The organism is Nonomuraea sp. NPDC005692, from assembly GCF_040631115.1.
In the GTDB taxonomy this organism is placed as follows: Bacteria; Actinomycetota; Actinomycetes; order Streptosporangiales; family Streptosporangiaceae; genus Nonomuraea.
The window spans coordinates 40,003-60,087 of the sequence record NZ_JBEXYU010000034.1; the positions used below are offsets into that span (position 1 = coordinate 40,003).

The window sequence follows — 20,085 nt, forward strand, 5'->3', positions numbered from 1 at the left end:
CCAAGCGCGAAGCGCCCCCGACGAAGCCCACTGAGCCAGAGGCGAAGGCCGTTGAGCCCTGGGGCGGACCCCCTTTAGGGGAAGCCGTTCACTTGAGGGCTCCAGAGGTCAGGCCGGACTGGATCTGGCGCTGGAACACCGTGTAAACCACCAGCATCGGCAGGATCGCCAACGTCAGGGCGGCGAACAGCGCCGACCAGTCCTGGTCGTACCCCGCCGACGTGGAGATGTCGGCGATCCCCTGCGTGAGCACCCATTTGTCCCGGTCCTGGAGCAGCACCAGCGGAAGCTGGTACTGGTTCCACTGCCCGAGCACGTTGAAGATCGTGATGCTGATGATGCCCGGCCGCGCCATCGGCAACATGATCTGGAAGAACACGCGGGTGTGCGAGGCGCCGTCCACCATGGCCGCCTCCCCCACCGCCGTGGGCAGCGTACGGAAGAACGCGGTCAGGAAGAACACCGTGAACGGCATCGAGTACGCGATGTAGACCAGCACCAGCCCCGCGTGCGTGTTCAACCCGATGTACGGCCCCACCAGCGGCACCGCCCCCATGTTCTGCACGACGAAGAACAGCGGCGTCAGCTTCAGGTACACCGGGAAGGCCAGCCCGGACACGAACAGGAGGTAGATCGGCCGGTTGGCACGGAAGGGGTACCGGGCCAGCACGTACGCGGCCATCGAGCCGAGCAGCATCGTCCCGGCCACGCTGAAGGTGACGACGATGACGCTGTTGAGCATGTACTGCCCGATGTGCGCCTGTTCCCAGGCGCGGGCGAAGTTGTCCCAGTTGAGCTTGGCCGGCAGCCCCCATGCCTCGCCGAAGATCTCGTCCTCGCTCTTCACCGAGGCCAGGAAGGTCCACAGGATCGGCACCACGACGAGCACCGTCCACACCAGGAGCGCGACGTGGGAGAGCACGGCCATCGGCCCGAGCCGTCGCCGGCGCTCCTGGCGGGCCAGTTTGCGGGAGTTCGCCACCGTCCACGTGGTCGTCGTTGTCATCTAGTACTCGATTCGTTCGCGGCGTGACAGGCGCAGCGAGAGGATGGCGAAGCCGACGGTGAAGAAGAACATCATGATGCCGAGGGCCGAGGCGTAGCCGAAGCGGAAGTACTGGAAGGCGTTGCGGTAGATCTCGGCGGCCATGACGGTGGTCGACCAGTCGGGGCCGCCGTGCTGGTCGGTCATCACCCACACGATCGCGAACGCGTCGAGCGCCAGGATGCCGAGGTAGACCCAGGCCACCTGGATCGTGTCCCAGAGCAGCGGCAGCGTGATGCGGAAGAACAGGCTGAACCGGCCCGCGCCGTCGATCTGCGCGGCCTCGAACATGTCGCGCGGGATGGAGGCCAGCCCGGCCGAGAACAGCACGACGTAGAAGCCGACCGCCTGCCAGACCAGCACGCCGAGCACCGACCAGAAGGCCACGCCGGGGTCGGACAGGAACCCGACCGGCTTGGCACCGAGCGCGATCAGCGGCCCGTTCAGCATGCCGCTGCCGTCGGGCCGGAACACCTGCTGGAACAGCACCCCCACCACGGCCACGGCCAGGACCTGCGGGAAGAAGAACACCACGCGGTAGAACTTCGAGCCCGCGATGCCCGAGGAGCCCTTGCGCCCGCCCACGTTGAGCAGGAAGGCGAAGAACAGCGCGATGACGATCGTGAGCAGCGGCAGCAGCACGAGCAGCATGGCGTTGTGGCTGACGGCCTTCCAGAAGACGCCGTCCTTGAACAGCCGGACGAAGTTGTCCAGCCCGATGAAGTTCGGTGTGGCCGTGACGCCGCGCCAGTCGGTCATCGCGATGCGGAACGCCTGGAGCAGCGGCGAGATGACGTAGACGAGGTAGAGGATCACCGGGGCTGCCAGGAACGCGGTGATGAACAGCCCGCGGCGATACCTGTTGAACAACATCAACGCTTGAACTTCTTGATCGAGGAGTCGTTCTTGATCTCGTCGGCCTTCTTCTGCATGCGCTCCAGGTACTTCTCCGCCGTCAGGCCGCCGGACATCAGCTCGCCGGTGGCGGCGATGCCCTCGTCCTTGAGCTGGCCGTACCAGGTGTTCCAGCGGTAGTAGACGGTGTTGGCGCCCGCGTCGGCGACGGCCTTGGAGGCGCTGGTGACGCCGGGCGAGATCGTACGGCCCTCGGTCGCGCCCTTGACCGCGGTCACCGTCTTGACCATCTCGCTGAAGTCGCCGGCCGCCTTCTTCGACAACATGCCGCGCAGGTACTCGATGCCCGCCTGCGGGTTGGCGCTCCTGGCCGAGACCATGAAGTTCTCGCCGGGCTGGGTGTGCAGGGTGCCGTACGGCATCTTGTCGGAGCCGGTGACGTCGGGGATCGGGAACATGCCGTACTCGAAGTCGGGCGGGGTGGTGCTCTTCTGCTCGTTCTCCAGCCACGACCCGGACGGCAGCATGGCCACCTTGTACTTGTTCTGGGCCGTCTGGGTCTGCACGTGGTCGAGGCCGGTCGTGCCCTCCATGAGGTACTTGGCGCCCACCTCGGCCCAGGCCGTGGCGGCGGTCTTCATGGCCTCGGTGGTCCAGGCGCCGTCCTCCAGGTTGTCGATGTTGACCAGCACCTCGTTGCCGCCGATCTTGGCGGCCATGGTCAGCAGCGGCTCGTACAGGTACTGGGGGAACTTGCCGGCGTACGTGAAGGGCGCCATCTTGCCGGACTTCTTGATCGCCTCGCAGAGCTTGACGAACTCGTCCCAGGTCTTGGGGATCTCCCAGCCGTTGTCCCTGAACACCTTCTGTGAGTACCAGATGCCGTGGATGTAGTTCACGTAACCCAGCACGCTGAACTTGCCGTCGTAGGTGCCGATGTCGATGAACGACTGGTCGATGGTGTCCCTGACCTTGACGGCGGGGTCGTCCCAGCTCGGCGCGTCGAGGAGGGCGGTGAGGTCCTGGAGCTGGCCGTCCTGGGACAGGGCGCCGAAGTCCATGAAGTTGGCGCCGGAGTTGTCGATCACCTCCGGCGGGTTGCCGCCGGCGAACCGCGGCTGGAGGACCTTGGTGATCTCCTTGGTCGCGTTGTGCTTGATCTCGCTCTTCGGGTACTTCGCCGTGAACAGCGGCTCGTGGATGTTCTTGGCGTAGTCCTGGCCGAAGCCGCCGTCGAAGATCCACACCTCCAGCGGCTTGCCGTCCGCGACGCCGAACGGGTTGGCCGCGCTGGTCGCCACCGGCGCGGACGAGGTGGTGGCCGTGGGCTTGGCGGCCGGGGTGGCACAGGCGGCCAGCGTCCCCGCGACGGGGACGAGGGCCGCGCCGCGCAGGAGTTGACGACGACTGATATGGGGGGTGTCAGACATTGATGGCTCCTAGATGTTCATGATCCTCGTCGTATTCGCCCTGCGTATCGGCTCTCCAGGGCCTTGTTGTGCTCGTCGCCGCCGGTCACGTTGACCGACAGGTAGACGGGGGGCCGCTCGCCCAGGGCGACGAGCTCCTCCACCGCCTCGGTGACCACCATCTGCGCCAGCAGCGCCGAGGTGATCGTGGAGACCGCGCCGTACGTGCCGCCGTCCGGCAGGTCGAGGACGGCGTCCCCGTACGGGGAGCCGTTGTCGAGCACGACGTCGGCCAGGTCCATGAGCTTGCCGCCCGAGGGATGGCGCGAGGTCATGCGCGTGCTGTGCGCGACCGAGGTGATCGCGACGAGCGGGTGGCCGCGCTCCTTGACCAGCGTGGCCAGCTCCACGACCGTGCCGTTCACCCCGGAGCTGGAGACCAGGACGAACACGTCCTGCGGCTCGACGGGGGCCAGGTCGTAGATCTCGTGGGCGACGGCCGGGTCGCGTTCCAGCTCCGGGGTGAGCACGCTCGGCGGCCGGCCGCCGTACAGGACGAGGTCACGCGGGGAGAGGCGGTTGCTGGGCACCAGGCCGCCGGCCCGTCCGGCGATCTCCATGGCGATGGCCTCGGAGTGCCCCGACCCGAACGCGTTGACCACCCCGCCGGCGCGCAGCGCGGCGACGATCAGGGCGGCGGCCCGGCGCACCGGCTCCGCCTGGCTCTCGGCGACCTGTCCGGCGAGGGCGAGGGCCGTGGACGCGTACCGCATGTCAGCCTCTCTCCACGCGGTGGCTCTCCACCGCGCTGATCGTGAGCTCGAACGCCTCGTTGGTGCGCTCGTACGTGCGCTGCGCGACCGCCACGTAGACGGCGTCCAGCACGAAGAGCTGCGAGTGCACGGCCGCCAGCCCGCCCAGCCGGAACGTGGTCTCCCTGCTGGCCGTCGTCAGCACCAGACCGGCCAGCTCGGCCAGCGGCGAGCGGGCGAAGGAGGTGACGGCGACCGTGGTCGCGCCGTGGCTGCCCGCCTCGGCCAGCGCCTCCATGACCTCGCGGGTGCGGCCCCGGTGGCTGATGCCGATGGCGACGTCGTCCGCGCCGAGCAGCGCCGCCTCCGACAGCGCCACGTGCGCGTCGCCGGCGCTCCAGCACGGGATGCCGATGCGGCGCAGCCTGCCTTCGAGCATGGTGGCGACGTTCCCGCTGGTGGAGACGCCGATCAGCAGCACCCGGCGGGCCCTGACGACGGCGTCGGCGACCTGGGCCACCACGGCGAGGTCGAGTTGGGCGGCGGTGTCCTGGATGAGCCTGGCGTCGGCGGCGGCCATCACCTCGATGGCCGAGTCGAGCGGGTCGTCGGGGCCGATCTCGTGCCCGACGCCCGCGCCCCAGCCGGCCTGCGCGGCCCGGCCGGTCTCCGTGGCGAGGGCGACCCGCAGCTCGGCGTAGCCGGAGAAGCCGAACGCCCGGCAGAACCTGGTCACGGTGGCGGGCGAGCTGCCCGCCCGCTCGGCCAGCGCGATGATGGTCGACCGCGCGGCCTCGGCGGGGTCGCCGAGTATCACCTCGCCGACCCGGCGCAACGCCTCCGGCAGGCCGGGCAGTTCTGTTTCGACGCGCCCGAGGGCTCCTGAAGTCACGAATATTCCTTCCGAATACTCGGTCTTCTGGCGAAAATTATTCTTGCTTCCCGGTCACGTCAACCCCCAGAATTCGACCGTGACCAAATCGCTGGTGGTCGGTGTCGACGCGGGAGCCACCTCGACGCGCGTCTCCGTCCACACCCTCGACGGCACCCGCGTCGGCTACGCGCGGGCGGGCGCCGGCAACCCCTCGGCGCACGGCCTGGACAAGGCGGTGGCGGCGATCGGCACGGCGCTCGGCCAGGCGCTGGGGTCGCACGACGGCGGCCAGGTCGTGGCCTCGCTGGCCGGGGTCGCGGGCCAGGTCGACACGCTGGTCCCCGAGCTGGCCCGGGTGTGGGCCGGCCACGGCATCGAGGCGGGCCCCCTGATCGAGCGCGACGTGGCCGTGGCCTACGCCGCCGGCACCGCCGAGCCCGACGGCTCGCTGCTGCTGTCGGGCACGGGCGCGGTCGCGGCCAGGGTCACGGGCCACCGCATCGAGACGATCGCCGACGGGCTCGGCTGGCTGCTGGGCGACGAGGGCTCGGGCTTCTGGATCGGCCGCGCCGCCGCCAAGGCCGTGGTCTCCGCCCTCGACCGGGGCGCGACGGGCGAGCCGGGCAGCCTGGTCACGCTCGTCGTGGAGCATTTCCTGGGCGAGGAACGTCCGGGGTCGCCGCGGGCGGTCGCCGACCGGCTCGTACGGCTCGCGCAGGCCGATCACATGCGGCTGGCCGCGCTGTCCGCCCTGGTCAGCCGGGCGGCCGAGGCCGGCGACCCGATGGCGCTCAAGGTCGCCGAGGAGGCCGCCGACCGCCTGGTGGCAACCCTGGGCAGGGTGCACGTCTCGGGCGACGTCGTGCTCGCGGGCAGCGTGCTGACCAGCGAGGGGCCGGTGCGCCGGGCCGTGCTGGCGCGGCTGTCCGGCGAGCGGGTGCGCACGGCGCGCGACGCGGCGGGCGCGGCGGCCTGGCTGGCGGCCCGCGGCGTGCTGCCCGGCGACGACGGCAGGAGCTCGCACGCCGCGTTCACGCTCACTCCCTGACGTTCACCGCGTGAGCAGGGCCGCGCTGCCGTAGCTGCCGTTCACCGCGTGAGCAGGGCCGCGCTGCCGTAGCTGCCGCCGAAGCCGGTCACCAGGGCGGTCTCGCGCCCGGCGCGCAGTTCCCGCACCGCCTGGGCCACGTTGTTGAGCCCGTGCACGTACCCCTCCGAGAGCAGGCCGCCGTGCGGGTTCACCCAGGCGTGCCGCCGCTCCAGCAGGTACGCCCCCAGGTCCTCGCGTGCCGCCAGCCCGAAGTCCTCCAGTTGCCGGGGCACCAGCCAGGAGTAGGCGTCGTAGAGCAGCGCCGCCCGGACGTCCGAGGGCCGCATCCCGGACGCCGCCCACAACAGCGGCGCGACGTGCGCGGAGAAGACGGCCGTCACGTCCGGCGAGCGGTCCATGGAGGAGCAGCCGGGCCCGCCCCCGCGGACCACCGCCCGGATGCGCGGACCGTCCAGGACGCCGCTCACCAGCAGCGCGCACGCGCCGTCGGTCTCCAGGCAGCAGTCGGCGGTGCGCAGCGGCGTGCTGACGTACGGTTTGGCCAGGTAGGCGGCCAGGTCGAGAGGCTCGCGGCGCAGGGCGCGCGGGTTGGCGGCGGCGTTGCGCCTGGACTGGTCGACCACGGCGTGCAGGTGCTCGGCGGTGAGCCCGGTGTCGTGCAGGTAGCGGGTCGCGGCCATGGCGAACAGCGGGATCGGCCCCGCCAGGCCGTAGGTGTGGCGTTCCAGGGGGCCGGTGGAGGCGGTGTTCATGCGCGTGCCGGACCGCCCGTTGAGCGCCCGGAAGACCAGGACGTTCCTGGCCACTCCGGCGTGGATCAGCATGGCCGCGTCCCCCAGCACGGACGCCGCCTGCGTGCCGCCGCCGGAGATGTCGTTGTGCCAGCGCAGCCGCTCGATCCCCAGCGCGCGGGCGACCTGGACGACCGGCGCGGAGTCGTTCATGTGGTAGCTGAGCAGCCCGTCGACGTCGCCGGGCGCGATCCCGGCGTCCGCGCAGGCGGCCCGGCACGCCTCGGCGGCCAGCTCCAGCTCGGTGCGCCCGGACTGCCTGGTCAGCGCGGTCATCCCGATCCCGGCCACGGCCGCGCACCCGGCGAAGGACTGCATCCCGCCCCCTCCAGCTCGGCGATCACGATAACACGCCAAGACAAGCGCTTGCTCGGTATGGGGACGTGTATACCTGTAGCGCAACGTCGAGGGAATCGAGGACGAGCATGCTGACCGTTCCGGGCGCCCGCCTCCACTACGAGCTGCGCGGCACCGGCCCACTCCTGCTGCTCGTCGCGGGCGGCGACGGCGACTCGCGGGCGAGCGCGGCGCTGGCCGACGGGCTGGCCGACCGCTACACCGTCCTCACCTACGACCGGCGCGGCCTGTCGGCCAGCACGGTCGACGACCCCGCGCGGCCGACCACCCTGGCCACCCACGCCGACGACGTCCACCGGCTGCTGGCCGCGCTCACCACCGAGCCCGCCCACGTCTACGGCAGCAGCATCGGCGCGTTGATCGCCCTGGAGCACCTCTCCCGCCACCCCGGCCAGGTGCGGCTGCTGGTCGCCCACGAGCCGCCCGCCGTCCAGCTGCTGCCCGAGGCCGAGCGGGCGGCGGCCGACGCGGCCCAGGGCGAGGTGGAGGAGACGTTCGCGACGGAGGGGGCCTTCGCCGCGCTGGCCAAGTTCGTGGTCATGGCGGGCATCGACCCGGCCGACCGCGAGCGGGACGCCGTGCTGCCCCGGCCGGGCCGGCAGCGGCAGGCGAACCTGGAGTTCTTCCTCACCCACGACGCCCCGGCCGTGCGCCGCCACCGGCTGGACCTGGCCGCGCTCAGGTCGGTCGCCGACCGCGTGGTGCCCGCCGTGGGGGTGAGCACGGGGCCGATCATGCCGTACCGCTGCGGGGTGTTGCTGGCCGAGGCGCTGGGGGTGCCGTACGCGGAGTTTCCGGGCGGCCACAACGGCGGCGTCTTCCGTCCGAAGGCCTTCGCCGCCAGGTTGGGCGAGGTCCTGAGCAGCGGGAAGGCATAAGCCGTGACTGGACGTCTTCACGCGGGCTGCCCCGTCTTGTAATACGGAGATGTGATCAGCCGATAGCCCATCATCATCACCCCGAGGTGAGAGATGGATCTGCGCTACGTCAGATACGCGATGGCGATCGCGCGCGCCGGCAGCCTCCGCCGCGCCGCGACCGCGCTGCACATCGCGCAGCCCACGCTGTCGGAGCAGCTCAGGGCGCTGGAGAAGGAGATAGGCGTCGAGCTGTTCAGCCGTTCGTCCAGCGGCGTGCGGCTCACCGAGGCGGGCGAGGCGTTCCTGGCCCAGGCCACGGTCGCGCTCGACGCCTACGAACGAGCCGTGGCCGCCGCCCGCGGCAGGGGCCGCACCGCCCGGCTGGGCGTGGCCGACGGGCTGGCCGACGTGGCCGCCCGCCTGCTCGCGCAGCTCCAGAACGTGCCGGTGCGGATCGCGCCGATGAGCACGGCCGAGCAGATGGTCTCCATCGCCGACGGCACGTTGCAGGCCGGCCTCGGTTACGCCCCCGGCTCGCTGCCGAGGGGCGTGGCCCGCATGCTCGTCCACCGCTTCCCGGTCCGCGCGCTGCTCCCCCGCGACCACCCCCTGGCCGGCCAGGAGGCGCTGTCGCTGGCGGACCTGGCCGGCGAGCCGCTGATCATGCCGGAGTCGGACGCTGTCGCCGGTGCCCGGCGGTTCCTGCAGGGGTTCGTCCGGCATCGGCTGCATCCCCGGCTGGGCCCGGCCGCCGCCACCCATGACCTGGTGATCGACATGGTGGGCGCGGGGGCCGGCTACAGCCTGTGCGTCCACGAGGGCAGCACCGTGCCCGACGCGCTCACCTTCGTCCCCATCAAGGAGGACGTGCCGCCGCTGGAGGCGGTCTTCCTGTGGAACCGGCAGGCCGACGTGCACGAGGTGGTGAGCGCGGCCCGCCACGTCGCCCGCTCTGGATAGCGCTATTATCTATCGATGCGCATCTCAGAACTGAGCGCCCGATCCGGTGTCGCCATCCCCACGATCAAGTACTACCTGCGTGAGGGCATGCTGCACCAGGGCGAGCAGACCGCCGCGACCCGCGCGGAGTACGACGAGTCCCATCTGCGCAGGCTGCGCCTGATCCGGGCCCTGCTGGAGGTGGGCAGGCTCCCCGTGGCCGCCATCAAGCAGGTCATCGCCGCCGTCGACGACGAGACGCTGCCCATCCATCACATGCTGGGGATCGCGCATTACGCGCTCGGCCCGGTCGTCGAGCCCGAGCAGGACGAGGAGTGGCGGGCCGCCAGGGCCGAGGTCGACCGGCTGCTCGCCGAGCTCGGCTGGACCGTCGCCGAGGACGCCCCCACCCGCGACGAGCTGGCGCAGACGGTGGTCCGCATGCGCCAGCTCGGCCTGCGCGTCGACCTCAGGCCGTACGTCGAGGCCGTCAGGAAGCTGGTGACCGAGATCGAGATGGACACCATCCCCTTCGACGGGCCGCGCGACGCCGCCGTGGAGGCCCTGGTGCTGGGCACCGTCCTGTACGGCAAGGCGTTCGACACGCTGCGCCGCATGGCCCAGGAGTCGGAGTCGGCCCGCCGGGTGGGGCAGCGCTAGCGATCAGGGCCGGTCAGGGGCGGTCAGAGCACGCCGTTGCGCCGCAGGATCTCGACGGCCCGTACGGTGGCCGCGCCCCGCCATTCGAGCGCGCCGGCGGGCGAGATCTGCGCGTAGTCCACGACCCAGCCGCCGTCCTGCTGCTGCGTCCCGGCCAGCCGGTCGAGGTCGGCGGCGATCACCTCGGGCGCGAACAGCTCGCGCGCCGGCCGCCCCGGGTAGGGCGCGAAGTCGAGGGGGTGCAGCCGCTCCTCCGCGGTGCCGCCCTCCACGGGCACCCGCCCGTCCTCGGGGATGTGGACGGACAGCCGCTTGAGCAGCCCGGCCGCCTCGGGCCGCGTCCTGTGGACGGCGTCGAGGAAGCGCACGGCGAAGGAGAGCACGTAGGCGTGCGGCCGTTCGTCCAGCGCCTGGATCGCGTCGAGGCAGTAGCGGGTGGCCCGCTCCAGCCACGGATGCGCGGCCACGGCCGGGTCGTGGGCGGCCACGCCGTGGGCCGCCGCCGCGGAGACGGCGTGATCTGCAACGACGAGGTGCTCGTGTCCGCGCCCGCCCACCAGGGCGCGGTGCCGTCGGCCAGGGTGAGCGGCAGCGCGAACGGCAGGCCGCCGTCGGGCATCGTCACCGACTCCAGCCAGTCGCACAGCGCGACGGCCTGCGGCGCGGTGTCGGGGCCGATCTCCTCGAACACCTCGAAGGCGTGCAGCGCCGCGCCCGGCTGGCTCTCCGGCGAGCGCAGGTCGGGCTCCAGGCCCCAGCCATAGCCGCCGTCGGGGTTGCGGTAGGCGTCGAGGGCGTCGAGCACGGAGGCCGGGCCGGTCTCCTCCATGAGCAAGTGGAAGCGGCGCCGGTCCAGGACCCGCGCGTGCGTGGCCAGGAATCCGGCGACCGCCGAGAGATTGACGTTCATAGGGCCATCGTGCCCGCCGCGCGAGCTCGGGTCTTGTCCGAACCGGACACGTCAGCCGGTGTCGCCCACCGGCCGTTTCAGCAGCCACGACGCGGCCCGCTGGAGCAGGGTCCGGTGGATCTCGTTGTCGTAGGACCTGGTGTCGTGCCCCAGCGCGTCGTAGACCACCCGGCCGCGGCGCACCGGACGCGCCCACACCAGCGGCTGGCCGTTCGAGGAGGCCAGGGGGCGCACGTCCGGCAGCACGTCGAGGTCGCTGTAGACCTCGTCCACCAGGTCGAAGTCACGCAGGCCCGCCACGATGGGGTGGGCGGCGCCGTGCACCCGCACGCCGGTCCAGCCCAGGGGTGGGTGGTGGGACTTGGGCCAGTTCCAGCAACCGCCGAGCACCCGCGGCCAGCCCTGCCAGTCGTCGAAGCAGACCGCGGCCGTGTGCAGGCACAGCAGGCCGCCGCCCCGGTCGAGGTGGTCGAGGAGCGTGGTGCGGGCCTGGGCGGGCAGCGCGAAGCGCCATTCGCCGCGCAGGTCGGCGAAGCGCTCCTGGCCCATCTGCCAGCGCAGCGCGTTGACGGTGATGAGCTGCACCTCCGGCGGCTCGCTCAGCGCGCCCGCGATGTCCTCGGTGATCTCGGACTCGACGCCCACCTCGCCCAGCACGTCGGCGAGCACGGCCGACGTGGCGGCGAAGTCGTGGAAGAGCCCTCCTGACAGGATCAGATTTCTGGCCACGCCCCCAGCCCATCACGCCCGGCCCGCCTTGACCACCCACCGTGCCATTCCACCGGGCCGCCCCGCCGAGTCGCCCGGCCGGGTGACAGGGCATGATGCCGGACGTGGACTTCGAGCAATACCGCCCGATGCTGCTGGGCCTGGCCTACCGCCTGCTCGGCAGCATGTGGGACGCCGAGGACGTCGTGCAGGAGGCCTGGCTGCGGTGGGAGGGCACCGACAGGAGCCAGATCAGGGAGCCGCGCGCGTTCCTGCTGACCGTGGTCTCGCGGCTGGCCCTCGACCAGCTGCGCTCGGCCCGGGTGCGGCGGGAGGCGTACACCGGGCCGTGGCTGCCCGAGCCGGTCGCGACGGGTGAGGCCGGGCCGCTGGACACGGCCGAGCTGCGCGACACCGTCTCGTTCGCGACCCTGCACCTGATGGAGAAGCTGTCGCCGCCGGAGCGGGCGGTGTTCGTGCTGCGGGAGGCGTTCGAGCTGCCGTACGACCAGATCGCCGAGATCGTCGGCTCGTCGGTGGCCAACGCCCGGCAGATGCACCACCGCGCCTCGGTCCGGGTGTCGCAGGGCCGCGACCGGTTCACCCCGACGAACGAGGACCACGCCAGGCTGCTGACGAAGTTCATGGAGGCGGCCGGCGGCGGCGACCTCGACGCGCTGACCGAACTGCTGCACGAGGACGTCGTCATGTGGAACGACGGCGGCGGCAAGGTCAGGGCAGCCCTGCGGCCGATCCTGGGCCGGCGCAAGGTCAGCGCCTTCATCGGCGGCCTGCTGGCCCGCTACGACTTCAGCCGGGCGCGTCTCGTCGAGGCCAACGGCCGCCCCGCCCTGTGGACACACGTGGCCGGAACCGACCAGCTCATCGCCCTCGACGTGCGCGACGGCCGCATCCAAGGGCTCTACGGCATGCTCAACCCGGACAAGCTGACCCGGGTGCGGCCGGACTGATCGGCCCGTCACTATAGTCGGCTTATGGATCTCGGCATCTCGGGCAAGGTCGCCCTGGTCACCGGCGGCAGCGCGGGCATCGGCCTGGCCGCCGCCAAGAGCCTCGCGCGCGAGGGCTGCGACGTGTGCGTCAGCGCGCGCAACCCCGAACGGCTCGCGGACGCGGTGGTGGAGCTGCAGCAGTTCGGCCACGTGGTGCACGCCGTGCTGGCCGACGTGGAGGACCCGGCGGCGGCTCAGCGGGTGGCCGACGAGACGCGCGACGTGCTCGGCCCGATCGACATCCTGGTGGCCAACGCGGGCGGCCCGCCCACCGGCCGCGCCGACGAGGTCGGCCTCAAGGACTGGGACGTCGCGGTGCAGCGCAACCTGCTCGGCACCGTCCGGCTGATCCAGGCGGTGCTGCCGGAGATGCGCTCGCGGGGGTGGGGCCGGATCGTCACCGTCACCAGCTCGTCCGTCCGCGAGGCGATCGACGGGCTGGCGCTGTCCAACGCCATGCGCCCGGCCGTCGCCGGGCTCGTGCGCACGCTGGCCCGCGAGGTGGGCGGCGACGGCGTGCTGGTCAACAACGTGCTGCCGGGGGCGATCGACACCGAACGCCTGCGCGGCATGTCGGGCGGCGACGACCTGGTCGAGGAGCGCGGCCGGGCCGTGCCGGTCGGGCGGGTCGGGCAGGCCGAGGAGGTGGGGGACGTGATCGCGTTCCTGGCCAGCGAGCGGGCCTCGTACGTGAACGGCGTCTCGATGCTGGTCGACGGCGGCGCCGGCCGGGTCATCGCCTGAGCAGGGTGGCGACGACGCCGGCCGCCCACTCCTCGTCCTTGTCGGCCGGGTCGACGAAGTAGGACAGGTTGGCCCGGTGGAAGCAGGCGCCCATCAGCAGGGCGGCCGCCGCGCCGGGGTCGAGGCCGGCGTCGGCGCGGCCCGCGGCCCGCTCGGCGTCGAGGATCTCGGCCAGCGCCCCGATCGGCAGGTGGGGGCCGGTGCCGGTGGTGGCGAGCATGTGCTTGAACCGGGCCAGCAGCGAGGGGTCGGCCAGCATGCCGGAGGCGATGGTGGCGGCCTCGGTGTAGAACTCCAGCGCCGCCAGGGCGAAGCGGGTGAGGTTGTCGGCCAGGTCGCCCTCGCCCGTGCTCAGCCGCAGCCGGGCCAGCGCGGGGGCGAGCGCGGGCAGCCGTTCGAGCAGGACCGAGAGGAACATCTGCTCCTTGCCGGCGAAGTGTTTGTAGAGCAGCGCCTCCGAGCAGCCGGCCGCCTGGGCGATGCGCCTGGTGGTCGCGCCCGAGATGCCGAACTCCCGAATGGCCTGCTCGGCGGCGTCGAGGATGCGCTCACGGGTGCTCATCCGCCCATGATATGAGCGAGTGCTCACCAACCCACGCGTGCATGACATCCTTCCCTTAGGGACCATTGGGGAGAAGGTAGGGGAATGGACAAGCCGGTCATCGTGACGGTTGACGACGACCCGGGGGTGTCGCGGGCGGTGGCGCGTGACCTCAGGCGCCGGTACGGCCATGAGTACAGGATTGTCCGCGCCGAGGCGGCCCACGACGGCATCGAGGCGGTCAAGGAGATGCGGCTGCGCGGCGACGAGGTGGCGGCGATCCTGGCCGACTACCGGATGCCGCAGATGAACGGCGTGCAGTTCCTCGAGGCCGCCATGGACATGTACCCGTACGCGCGCCGGGTGTTGCTGACCGCCTATGCCGACACCGACGCCGCGATCCAGGCGATCAACGTGGTCGACCTCGACCATTACCTGCTCAAGCCGTGGGACCCGCCGGAGGAGAAGTTCTACCCGGTGATCGACGGCCAGCTCGCCGCCTGGATGCGGACCGACCGGACGGCGCGTCCCGAGCTGCGCGTGGTGGGCGACCGCTGGTCGGCGCGCTCGTACCAGGTGCGGGACTTCCTGGCCCGCAACCACGTGCCCTACCAGTGGATGCTGGCCGAGGACCCAGAAGGCGCGCAGCTCGTCAAGGCGGCCGGCGAGGGTTGTCACCTGCCGCTGGTGGTCACCGAGGACGGCACCACGCTGGAGTCCCCCGACCAGGCCGCGCTGGCCACCGCGGTCGGGCTGTCCACCACGCCGGCCACCGACTTCTACGACCTGATCGTGGTCGGCGGCGGGCCCGCCGGCCTCGGCGCGGCGGTCTACGGCGCGTCGGAGGGGCTGAACACGGTGCTGGTCGAGGCGCACGCCTCGGGCGGCCAGGCGGGCCAGAGCTCCAGGATCGAGAACTACCTGGGCTTCCCCGACGGCGTGTCCGGGCAGCAGCTCGCCGACCGGGCGCGCCGGCAGGCGCTGAAGTTCGGCGCCGAGCTGCTGAGCGCGCGCAAGGTCACCCATCTGGAGCCGCGCGGGCAGGCCCGGGTGATCGGGTTCAAGGACGGCGGGGAGATCGCCGCCCACGCGGTGATCCTGGCCACCGGCGTCACCTACCGGCGGCTGGAGGCGCCCGGCCTGGACGACTTCGTCGGCCGGGGCGTCTTCTACGGCGCCGCGCTGACCGAGGCGCCGGCGTGCAAGGACAACGAGGTCTACATCGTCGGCGCGGCCAACTCGGCCGGGCAGGCGGCCGTCTACCTGGCGGGATTCGCGCGCAAGGTCCATTTGTTGGTGAGGGGTGATGGTTTGGAGAAGTCCATGTCCCACTACCTCATCGAGCAGATCAACGCGATCGACAACATCGAGGTCAGCCTCCTGACCGAGGTCGTCGCCGGCGCCGGTGACGACCACCTCGAACGGCTCACGCTGTCGACCAAGGGCGAGGAGCGCACGGTCGACGCCCAGTACCTGTTCGTGTTCATCGGGGCCGAGCCGTACACGTCGTGGCTGGGCGAGACGGTCGAGCGGGACGCCAAGGGGTTCGTGCTCACCGGGCCCGACCTGGTGCAGGGCGGCCGGCGTCCGCGCAACTGGGCGCTGCGCCGCGAGCCCTACTACCTGGAGACCAACGTGCCGGGCGTGTTCGCCGCGGGGGACGTGCGGGCCGAGTCGATCAAGAGGGTGGCCTCCGCCGTCGGTGAGGGCGCGATGGCCGTCGCGCTGGTGCATCGTTATCTGGAGAAGCAATGACCGACACCGTCGACATCGACGAACTGCGCAAGCTCTTCCTGTTCGAGCGGCTGACCGACGAGCAGCTCGGCAAGCTGGCCGCCAGCGGCCGGGTGCGCTCGTTCGCCCAGGACGAGGACATCGTCCGGCAGGGCGAGCCGGCCGAGTGCTTCGCCGTGCTGCTGGAGGGCGAGGTGCAGATGATCAACGAGACGGTCAGCGCCGGCACCGTCGCCATGCCGCGCGCCTCCCAGCCCGGCGTCTACGGCGGCGCGACCTCGGCGTACCTGGGCGACCGGGCGCCGGAGACCTACCAGCACACGCTGCGCGCGACCGCGCCCTCGCGGATCTTCCTGCTGCCCGCCAAGAAGTTCGCCTACATCGTGGCCGAGTGGTTCCCGATGGCGATGCACCTGCTCGACGGCATGATGTCGGGCGGGCGTATGCAGCGGGAGATCATCGACCGGCGGCAGCGGCTGACCGCGCTCGGCACGATCACGGCCGGGCTCACGCACGAGCTGAACAACCCGGCGGCGGCGGCCGTGCGCGCGGTGAGCGAGCTGCGCTCGCTGATCAAGGCGTCCCGCATCCAGCTCGCCCAGCTGGCCGAGGCCGGCATCCCGCCGGAGAAGCTGCGCACGCTGATCGAGGCCCAGGAGGCGTGCACGAGCAACCTGGGCAACCAGCCGCAGCGCTCCCCGCTGGAGATCTCCGACGCCGAGGACGAGCTGGGCGAGGCCCTGGAGGACGTCGGCGTCGAGGACGCGTGGGAGCTGGCTCCCGCGCTGGTCAACGCCGGTTTCACCGCCGAGTACCTGCAGAAGATCCGCGGCAAGGTGGGCGAGGAGCACACCCCGGCCGCCCTCCACTGGCTGGCCGAGGCCGTCGAGATCTCCCAGATGCTGAACGAGGTCACCGAGGCCACCGAGCGCATCACCTCGCTGATCCGCTCGGCCAAGCAGTACTCGCAGATGGACCGGGCGCCGTTCCAGATGATCGACGTGCACGACCTGCTCGACAGCACGATCGCCATCTTCCGCGGCAAGACCCCGCCCGGCGTCAGCGTGGTCACCGACTACGACCGCACGCTGCCGCTCATCCCCTGCTACGCGGGCGAGCTCAACCAGGTGTGGACGAACCTGATCCACAACGCGCTCGACGCCATGGGCGAGGAGGGCACGCTGACCGTCCGCACGGCCCACGACGAGGACGAGGCGATCGTCGAGATCGGCGACACCGGCCCCGGCGTGCCCGAGGCGATCAAGGACCGGATCTTCGAGCCGTTCTTCACCACCAAGAGCGTGGGCGAGGGCACCGGGCTCGGCCTGGACATCTCCTACCGCATCGTGGCCGGGCGGCACGGCGGCGAGCTCAAGGTGCGCTCGGTGCCGGGCGAGACCTGGTTCGAGGTGCGCCTGCCGCTGCGCGAGCCCGCCGCCGTCCAGTAGGCCGGGTCCGCTGAGCCGGGCCTTCTGACGCGGCGCGGGTCACCAGACGTTGTCCCGCGCCGTGTCGAGGGCCGTCAGCACGGCCCCCTCCAGCACCGCGTTGCCCCCGACCCGGGTGGCCCTGACCTCGGTGGGCGCGGGCGACAGCTCGCGCAGCCGGACGGCGACCTGCTCGGCCAGCTCGTCGCCGCCCTCCTGGCCGGTGGCCCCGCCGAGCACCACCAGGCCGGGGTCGAGCAGGGTGACGAACGCGAAGGCGCCCTTGGCGACCCGGCGCGCCAGCTCCTCGGGCCGGGTCGTGTTCTGGAGCAGGATGCACAACGGCGTGCCCTCCACGTCGAGGAAGCCGATCTCGCCCGCGCCCCCCGACGCGCCGCGCCGCACCCGCCCGCCGAGCACGACCGCGGCGCCGATGCCGTCGTCCAGCCAGAGCAGTACGAAGTCGTCGCTGCCCTGGGCGGCGCCGGTGCGCAGCTCGGCGACGGCGGCCAGGTTCACCTCGTTCTCCAGGACGACGGGCACGCCCAGCCGCTCGCGCACCGCGCCCACCAGGCCGGGCCGCCACCCGGGCACGTCGTTGGCCACCGCCAGCTCGCCGTCCATGGGCTTGACCAGGCCGGGCGCGCCCATGACCACGTTGTCGAGCCGACGGCCCGCGGCGGCCTCGGCGACCGTGGCCGCGACGAGGCCGACCAGGTCGCCGGAGATCTCGCGGACGGCCGAGCCGACCACGTGGCCGGTGAGGTCGGCGACCGTGACCTTGATCGCCGTACGGCGCAGGTCGACCCCGGCGACGTGGGCCCGGCCGGCGACCAGCGCGTAGAGGCGGGCGTTGGGGCCGCGCCGGTCCTCGCCGCGCTCGCCGGCCTCCTCGATGAGGCCGCCGCCCCTGAGCCGTTCGATCAGGTCGGAGACGGTGGGCCTGGACAGGCCGGTCAGCTCACGAAGCTGCGGCGCGGTCAGCGGACCGTGCTCCAGCAGCAGGTCGAGGGCGAGCCGGTCGTTGATCGCACGGGCCATGGACGGGGTCGCGGTCTTCACGCCGCCCATAATAGTCAGGAAGGCTCCCTGATAGCTCTTTTCATCAGGAAGGTTGCCTGATAGTTTTTCTGGCCATGAGCCCTCATCGCGCCATCGCGGCCGTCTTCGCCGCGCACGGAGCCGTCGCCGGCAGTTTCGCCACCCGCATCCCGTGGCTCCAGGAGCACGTCCACCTGAGCGCGGGCATGCTCGGGTTCGCACTGCTCTGCCCCTCGATCGGGGCCTTCGCCGCGATGCCGCTGGCCAGTCGCCTGGCCCACCGGTTCGGCAGCCGCGCCACCACGCGCGCGCTGCTCGCCTTGTGGTGCGGCGGCCTGGCCCTGCCCGCCTTCGCCCCCGCCCCCGTCTGGCTGTTCGTCATCTTCCTGCTGTACGGCGCGTCGGCGGGCATGTGCGACGTCGTCATGAACGCCCACGGCGTCACGCTCGAACGGCATCTGAAGAAGCCGGTGATCTCCGGCCTGCACGGCATGTGGGCCGTCGGCAGCCTGGCGGCGGGCGGCCTCGGCACCCTGGCCGCGCACGCCGGCATCGACGCCCGCCTGCACCTGGGGGTCGTCGCCGCCGTCCTGGTGGTCGCGGGCGGGATCGCCGGGCGCGGGCTGCTGCCCGACGGGCCGCGGGCCGCCGCCGGGCCCGCGCCGCGCCGCTTCGCCCTGCCCTCGCGGGCCATCGCGGCCATCGGCGTGGTCGGCTTCTGCGGCACGTTCGCCGAGGGCGCCAGCTCCAACTGGGCCGCGGTCTACCTCACCAACGTCGCCGACGCCGGGCCCGGCGTGGCCGCCGCGGGTTACACGATCTTCATGCTCTGCATGGCCGGGGCCCGGCTGCTGGGCGACCGCGTGGTGCGCCTGACCGGCCCGGTGCGGGCGGTCAGGGCGGGCGGGATCGTCGCGGTCGCGGGCGGCGTGCTGGTGGTCCTGGCCCGCACGCCCGCGCTGGGCATCGTCGGGTTCGCGCTGGTCGGGCTGGGGGTCGCGGTCATCGTGCCGCTGGTCTTCGCGGCGGCGGGGAACGCGGGGCCCACGCCGGGCGAGGGGGTCGCCGGGGTCGCGACGATCACGTACCTGTCGGGGCTGACCGCGCCGGCGGTGACCGGATGGGTGGCCGACGGCGTGTCGTACCCGGCGGCGTTCGCGCTGATCACCGGGATCCTGGTGGCGCTCACGCTGCTCGCGCCGGTGCTGCGGCCGCGCGCGGCGGCCCAGGAGGTGGCCCTGGAGCGGCAGCCGGCGTGATACGCTCCCAAGCGAGCGCTTGGTTTACATACGGAGAGGCCGCCGCATGAAGTTCTCGACCTTCCACCTCTTCCACCGCTTCGACGGGCAGAGCTTCAAGGACGTCTACGACTACCATCTGGAGCTCATCGAGCTGGCCGAGGAGCTGGGCTTCGACGGGGTGCGGCTGGCCGAGCACCACTTCCGCGACTACGGCGTGGCGCCCAACCTGTTCACCATGCTCGCCCACGCCGCCGCCCGCACCTCCCGGCTCCGGCTCGGCACCGGCATCGTGGTGCTGCCGCTGCACAACCCCATCCATGTGGCCGAGGAGGCCGCGCAGGTGGACGTGCTCTCCGGCGGGCGGCTCGACCTGGGGATCGGGCGGGGGTACCAGAGCTTCGAGTTCGAGGGCTTCGGGATCGACCTGGCCGAGGCGCGCGACCGGTTCAACGAGGCGCTGGAGGTGATCCTCGGGCTGTGGACGCGGGAGTCGTACCGGCACGAGGGGAAGTTCTACCGGACCGGCGCCGAGGTCTCGCTCGCGCCCCGGCCGCTGCAGTCACCCCACCCGCCGCTGCACGTGGCCGCGGTCTCCCCCGAGACCGTCACCATGTACGCCGAGCGCGGCCTGCCCGTCCTGGCCGACCCGGCGGCGACGTTCCGCAAGGTCGTCAGGGCGGCCGAGACCTGGCGCGAGACGGCCGCGCGGGCCGGCCACCCGGCGGGCGCCGACCTGGTGGTGGCCCGCAGCGTCTACGTCGCTTCCACGCTGGAGCGGGCCCGCGAGGACCAGGCCAGGTTCGAGGTCTCCTTCGACCGCTCGCGCATCTTCAACGAGCGCAGCGCGCCCATCGACCCCAGGACCGGCAAGGCCGCCCAGGGCTTCGAGTACTACCAGGACCGCTACCTCAAGGGCGGCTCGGTCTCGCCGGACTTCCGCTGGGAGCAGCTGGAGGTCATCGGCGACCCCGCCCGCGTGATCGAGCAGATCTCGCTGCTCAGGGACGCCGGCTTCAGCAACCTCCTGTGCGACTTCGGCAGCACCAGGCCCATGCCGCTGGAGGACATGAAGCGGGTCATGCGCTTCTTCGCCGCCGAGGTCATGCCGGCCTTCGCCCCCGCAGGAGGATGAC

21 protein-coding genes are annotated in these 20,085 nt (G+C 72.1%); 11 read left to right on the forward strand and 10 right to left on the reverse strand.

The annotated features are described in order from the left end of the window. Positions 1–88: 88 nt before the first annotated feature. The 5 genes from ABZ459_RS43195 to ABZ459_RS43215 are packed head-to-tail and all read right to left on the reverse strand — an operon-like array spanning position 89 to position 4,953. Complete coding sequence (locus ABZ459_RS43195; protein WP_357983914.1) at positions 89–1,006, reverse strand: carbohydrate ABC transporter permease; 918 nt, start codon at positions 1,004–1,006, stop codon at positions 89–91. Beyond that, positions 1,007–1,918, reverse strand: a complete 912-nt coding sequence (locus tag ABZ459_RS43200) for a sugar ABC transporter permease (protein WP_357983917.1) — start codon at positions 1,916–1,918, stop codon at positions 1,007–1,009. Further along, positions 1,918–3,330, reverse strand: a complete 1,413-nt coding sequence (gene ngcE / locus ABZ459_RS43205) for an N-acetylglucosamine/diacetylchitobiose ABC transporter substrate-binding protein (protein ID WP_357983920.1) — start codon at positions 3,328–3,330, stop codon at positions 1,918–1,920. The genes ABZ459_RS43200 and ngcE overlap by 1 nt, the downstream gene beginning before the upstream one ends. Positions 3,331–3,347: 17 nt before the next feature. Further along, positions 3,348–4,082 carry an SIS domain-containing protein gene (locus ABZ459_RS43210; protein ID WP_357983924.1) on the reverse strand — a complete coding sequence of 245 codons (735 nt, stop codon included), beginning with the start codon at positions 4,080–4,082 and terminating at the stop codon, positions 3,348–3,350. A 1-nt stretch (position 4,083) separates the two neighbouring features. After that, positions 4,084–4,953, reverse strand: a complete 870-nt coding sequence (locus ABZ459_RS43215; protein ID WP_357983927.1) for a MurR/RpiR family transcriptional regulator — start codon at positions 4,951–4,953, stop codon at positions 4,084–4,086. A gap of 79 nt (positions 4,954–5,032) precedes the next feature. Here ABZ459_RS43215 and ABZ459_RS43220 point away from each other — a divergent pair, with 79 nt between their 5' ends. After that, positions 5,033–5,983: a BadF/BadG/BcrA/BcrD ATPase family protein gene (locus ABZ459_RS43220; protein WP_357983930.1), complete on the forward strand. Its 951-nt coding sequence runs from the start codon at positions 5,033–5,035 to the stop codon at positions 5,981–5,983. A gap of 41 nt (positions 5,984–6,024) precedes the next feature. Here the strand turns inward: ABZ459_RS43220 and ABZ459_RS43225 are convergent, their stop codons facing one another. Further along, positions 6,025–7,095: an acetyl-CoA acetyltransferase gene (locus tag ABZ459_RS43225; protein ID WP_357983933.1), complete on the reverse strand. Its 1,071-nt coding sequence runs from the start codon at positions 7,093–7,095 to the stop codon at positions 6,025–6,027. 107 nt (positions 7,096–7,202) lie between these two features. Between ABZ459_RS43225 and ABZ459_RS43230 the strand changes: the two genes are divergently transcribed. The 3 genes from ABZ459_RS43230 to ABZ459_RS43240 all read left to right on the forward strand — a co-directional run bounded on the left by ABZ459_RS43230 (position 7,203) and on the right by ABZ459_RS43240 (position 9,593). After that, a complete protein-coding gene (locus ABZ459_RS43230; RefSeq protein WP_357983936.1) occupies positions 7,203–8,012 on the forward strand; it encodes an alpha/beta hydrolase in 810 nt (269 codons plus the stop codon). A 93-nt stretch (positions 8,013–8,105) separates the two neighbouring features. After that, a complete protein-coding gene (locus ABZ459_RS43235; protein WP_357983939.1) occupies positions 8,106–8,954 on the forward strand; it encodes a LysR family transcriptional regulator in 849 nt (282 codons plus the stop codon). 15 nt (positions 8,955–8,969) lie between these two features. After that, positions 8,970–9,593, forward strand: a complete 624-nt coding sequence (locus ABZ459_RS43240) for a MerR family transcriptional regulator (protein ID WP_357983942.1) — start codon at positions 8,970–8,972, stop codon at positions 9,591–9,593. 23 nt (positions 9,594–9,616) lie between these two features. Here ABZ459_RS43240 and ABZ459_RS43245 read toward each other — a convergent pair whose 3' ends face one another. Then, positions 9,617–10,081: a hypothetical protein gene (locus ABZ459_RS43245; RefSeq protein ID WP_357983945.1), complete on the reverse strand. Its 465-nt coding sequence runs from the start codon at positions 10,079–10,081 to the stop codon at positions 9,617–9,619. 27 nt (positions 10,082–10,108) lie between these two features. On the opposite strand from ABZ459_RS43245, the gene ABZ459_RS43250 reads away from it, so the two are divergent. Continuing rightward, the gene (locus tag ABZ459_RS43250; protein ID WP_357983948.1) at positions 10,109–10,357 is read left to right on the forward strand and encodes a hypothetical protein; all 249 of its coding nucleotides are present in this window, start codon (positions 10,109–10,111) and stop codon (positions 10,355–10,357) included. Between the two features lie 197 nt (positions 10,358–10,554). On the opposite strand, the gene ABZ459_RS43255 is transcribed toward ABZ459_RS43250, so the two are convergent. Continuing rightward, positions 10,555–11,232 (reverse strand): ThuA domain-containing protein, encoded by a 678-nt coding sequence (locus ABZ459_RS43255; RefSeq protein ID WP_357983952.1) that lies wholly within the window; start codon positions 11,230–11,232, stop codon positions 10,555–10,557. A 104-nt stretch (positions 11,233–11,336) separates the two neighbouring features. Between ABZ459_RS43255 and ABZ459_RS43260 the strand changes: the two genes are divergently transcribed. Together ABZ459_RS43260 and ABZ459_RS43265 are read left to right on the forward strand one after the other, a co-directional pair. Then, positions 11,337–12,182 carry an RNA polymerase sigma-70 factor gene (locus ABZ459_RS43260; protein ID WP_357983955.1) on the forward strand — a complete coding sequence of 282 codons (846 nt, stop codon included), beginning with the start codon at positions 11,337–11,339 and terminating at the stop codon, positions 12,180–12,182. 24 nt (positions 12,183–12,206) lie between these two features. Further along, a complete protein-coding gene (locus ABZ459_RS43265; RefSeq protein ID WP_357983958.1) occupies positions 12,207–12,968 on the forward strand; it encodes an SDR family oxidoreductase in 762 nt (253 codons plus the stop codon). Here the strand turns inward: ABZ459_RS43265 and ABZ459_RS43270 are convergent. Then, positions 12,958–13,530 (reverse strand): helix-turn-helix domain-containing protein, encoded by a 573-nt coding sequence (locus ABZ459_RS43270; RefSeq protein ID WP_357983961.1) that lies wholly within the window; start codon positions 13,528–13,530, stop codon positions 12,958–12,960. The genes ABZ459_RS43265 and ABZ459_RS43270 overlap by 11 nt on opposite strands. Before the next feature lie 84 nt (positions 13,531–13,614). Between ABZ459_RS43270 and ABZ459_RS43275 the strand changes: the two genes are divergently transcribed. Together ABZ459_RS43275 and ABZ459_RS43280 are read left to right on the forward strand one after the other, a co-directional pair. Continuing rightward, positions 13,615–15,264: an FAD-dependent oxidoreductase gene (locus ABZ459_RS43275; RefSeq protein WP_357983964.1), complete on the forward strand. Its 1,650-nt coding sequence runs from the start codon at positions 13,615–13,617 to the stop codon at positions 15,262–15,264. Further along, complete coding sequence (locus ABZ459_RS43280; RefSeq protein WP_352319971.1) at positions 15,261–16,691, forward strand: ATP-binding protein; 1,431 nt, start codon at positions 15,261–15,263, stop codon at positions 16,689–16,691. Before ABZ459_RS43275 ends, ABZ459_RS43280 begins: the two co-directional genes overlap by 4 nt. Before the next feature lie 39 nt (positions 16,692–16,730). Here the strand turns inward: ABZ459_RS43280 and ABZ459_RS43285 are convergent, their stop codons facing one another. Then, entirely contained in the window at positions 16,731–17,732 is a 1,002-nt protein-coding gene (locus ABZ459_RS43285; protein WP_357983968.1) for an ROK family transcriptional regulator, read from the reverse strand. Positions 17,733–17,806: 74 nt separating this feature from the next. Between ABZ459_RS43285 and ABZ459_RS43290 the strand changes: the two genes are divergently transcribed. Beyond that, positions 17,807–18,970 carry an MFS transporter gene (locus ABZ459_RS43290; RefSeq protein ID WP_357983971.1) on the forward strand — a complete coding sequence of 388 codons (1,164 nt, stop codon included), beginning with the start codon at positions 17,807–17,809 and terminating at the stop codon, positions 18,968–18,970. 46 nt (positions 18,971–19,016) lie between these two features. Beyond that, positions 19,017–20,084 carry an LLM class flavin-dependent oxidoreductase gene (locus ABZ459_RS43295; RefSeq protein ID WP_357983974.1) on the forward strand — a complete coding sequence of 356 codons (1,068 nt, stop codon included), beginning with the start codon at positions 19,017–19,019 and terminating at the stop codon, positions 20,082–20,084. Position 20,085: the final 1 nt, after the last annotated feature.

Excerpts from the sequence above, each read along its gene's own strand:
- ABZ459_RS43195 (WP_357983914.1), bottom strand. The coding sequence starts at position 1,006 with ATGACAACGACGACCACGTGGACGGTGGCGAACTCCCGCAAACTGGCC.
- ABZ459_RS43200 (WP_357983917.1), bottom strand. The coding sequence starts at position 1,918 with ATGTTGTTCAACAGGTATCGCCGCGGGCTGTTCATCACCGCGTTCCTG.
- ngcE (WP_357983920.1), bottom strand. The coding sequence starts at position 3,330 with ATGTCTGACACCCCCCATATCAGTCGTCGTCAACTCCTGCGCGGCGCG.
- ABZ459_RS43210 (WP_357983924.1), bottom strand. The coding sequence starts at position 4,082 with ATGCGGTACGCGTCCACGGCCCTCGCCCTCGCCGGACAGGTCGCCGAG.
- ABZ459_RS43225 (WP_357983933.1), bottom strand. The coding sequence starts at position 7,095 with ATGCAGTCCTTCGCCGGGTGCGCGGCCGTGGCCGGGATCGGGATGACC.
- ABZ459_RS43230 (WP_357983936.1), top strand. The coding sequence starts at position 7,203 with ATGCTGACCGTTCCGGGCGCCCGCCTCCACTACGAGCTGCGCGGCACC.
- ABZ459_RS43235 (WP_357983939.1), top strand. The coding sequence starts at position 8,106 with ATGGATCTGCGCTACGTCAGATACGCGATGGCGATCGCGCGCGCCGGC.
- ABZ459_RS43240 (WP_357983942.1), top strand. The coding sequence starts at position 8,970 with ATGCGCATCTCAGAACTGAGCGCCCGATCCGGTGTCGCCATCCCCACG.
- ABZ459_RS43265 (WP_357983958.1), top strand. The coding sequence starts at position 12,207 with ATGGATCTCGGCATCTCGGGCAAGGTCGCCCTGGTCACCGGCGGCAGC.
- ABZ459_RS43270 (WP_357983961.1), bottom strand. The coding sequence starts at position 13,530 with ATGAGCACCCGTGAGCGCATCCTCGACGCCGCCGAGCAGGCCATTCGG.
- ABZ459_RS43275 (WP_357983964.1), top strand. The coding sequence starts at position 13,615 with ATGGACAAGCCGGTCATCGTGACGGTTGACGACGACCCGGGGGTGTCG.
- ABZ459_RS43280 (WP_352319971.1), top strand. The coding sequence starts at position 15,261 with ATGACCGACACCGTCGACATCGACGAACTGCGCAAGCTCTTCCTGTTC.
- ABZ459_RS43290 (WP_357983971.1), top strand. The coding sequence starts at position 17,807 with ATGAGCCCTCATCGCGCCATCGCGGCCGTCTTCGCCGCGCACGGAGCC.
- ABZ459_RS43295 (WP_357983974.1), top strand. The coding sequence starts at position 19,017 with ATGAAGTTCTCGACCTTCCACCTCTTCCACCGCTTCGACGGGCAGAGC.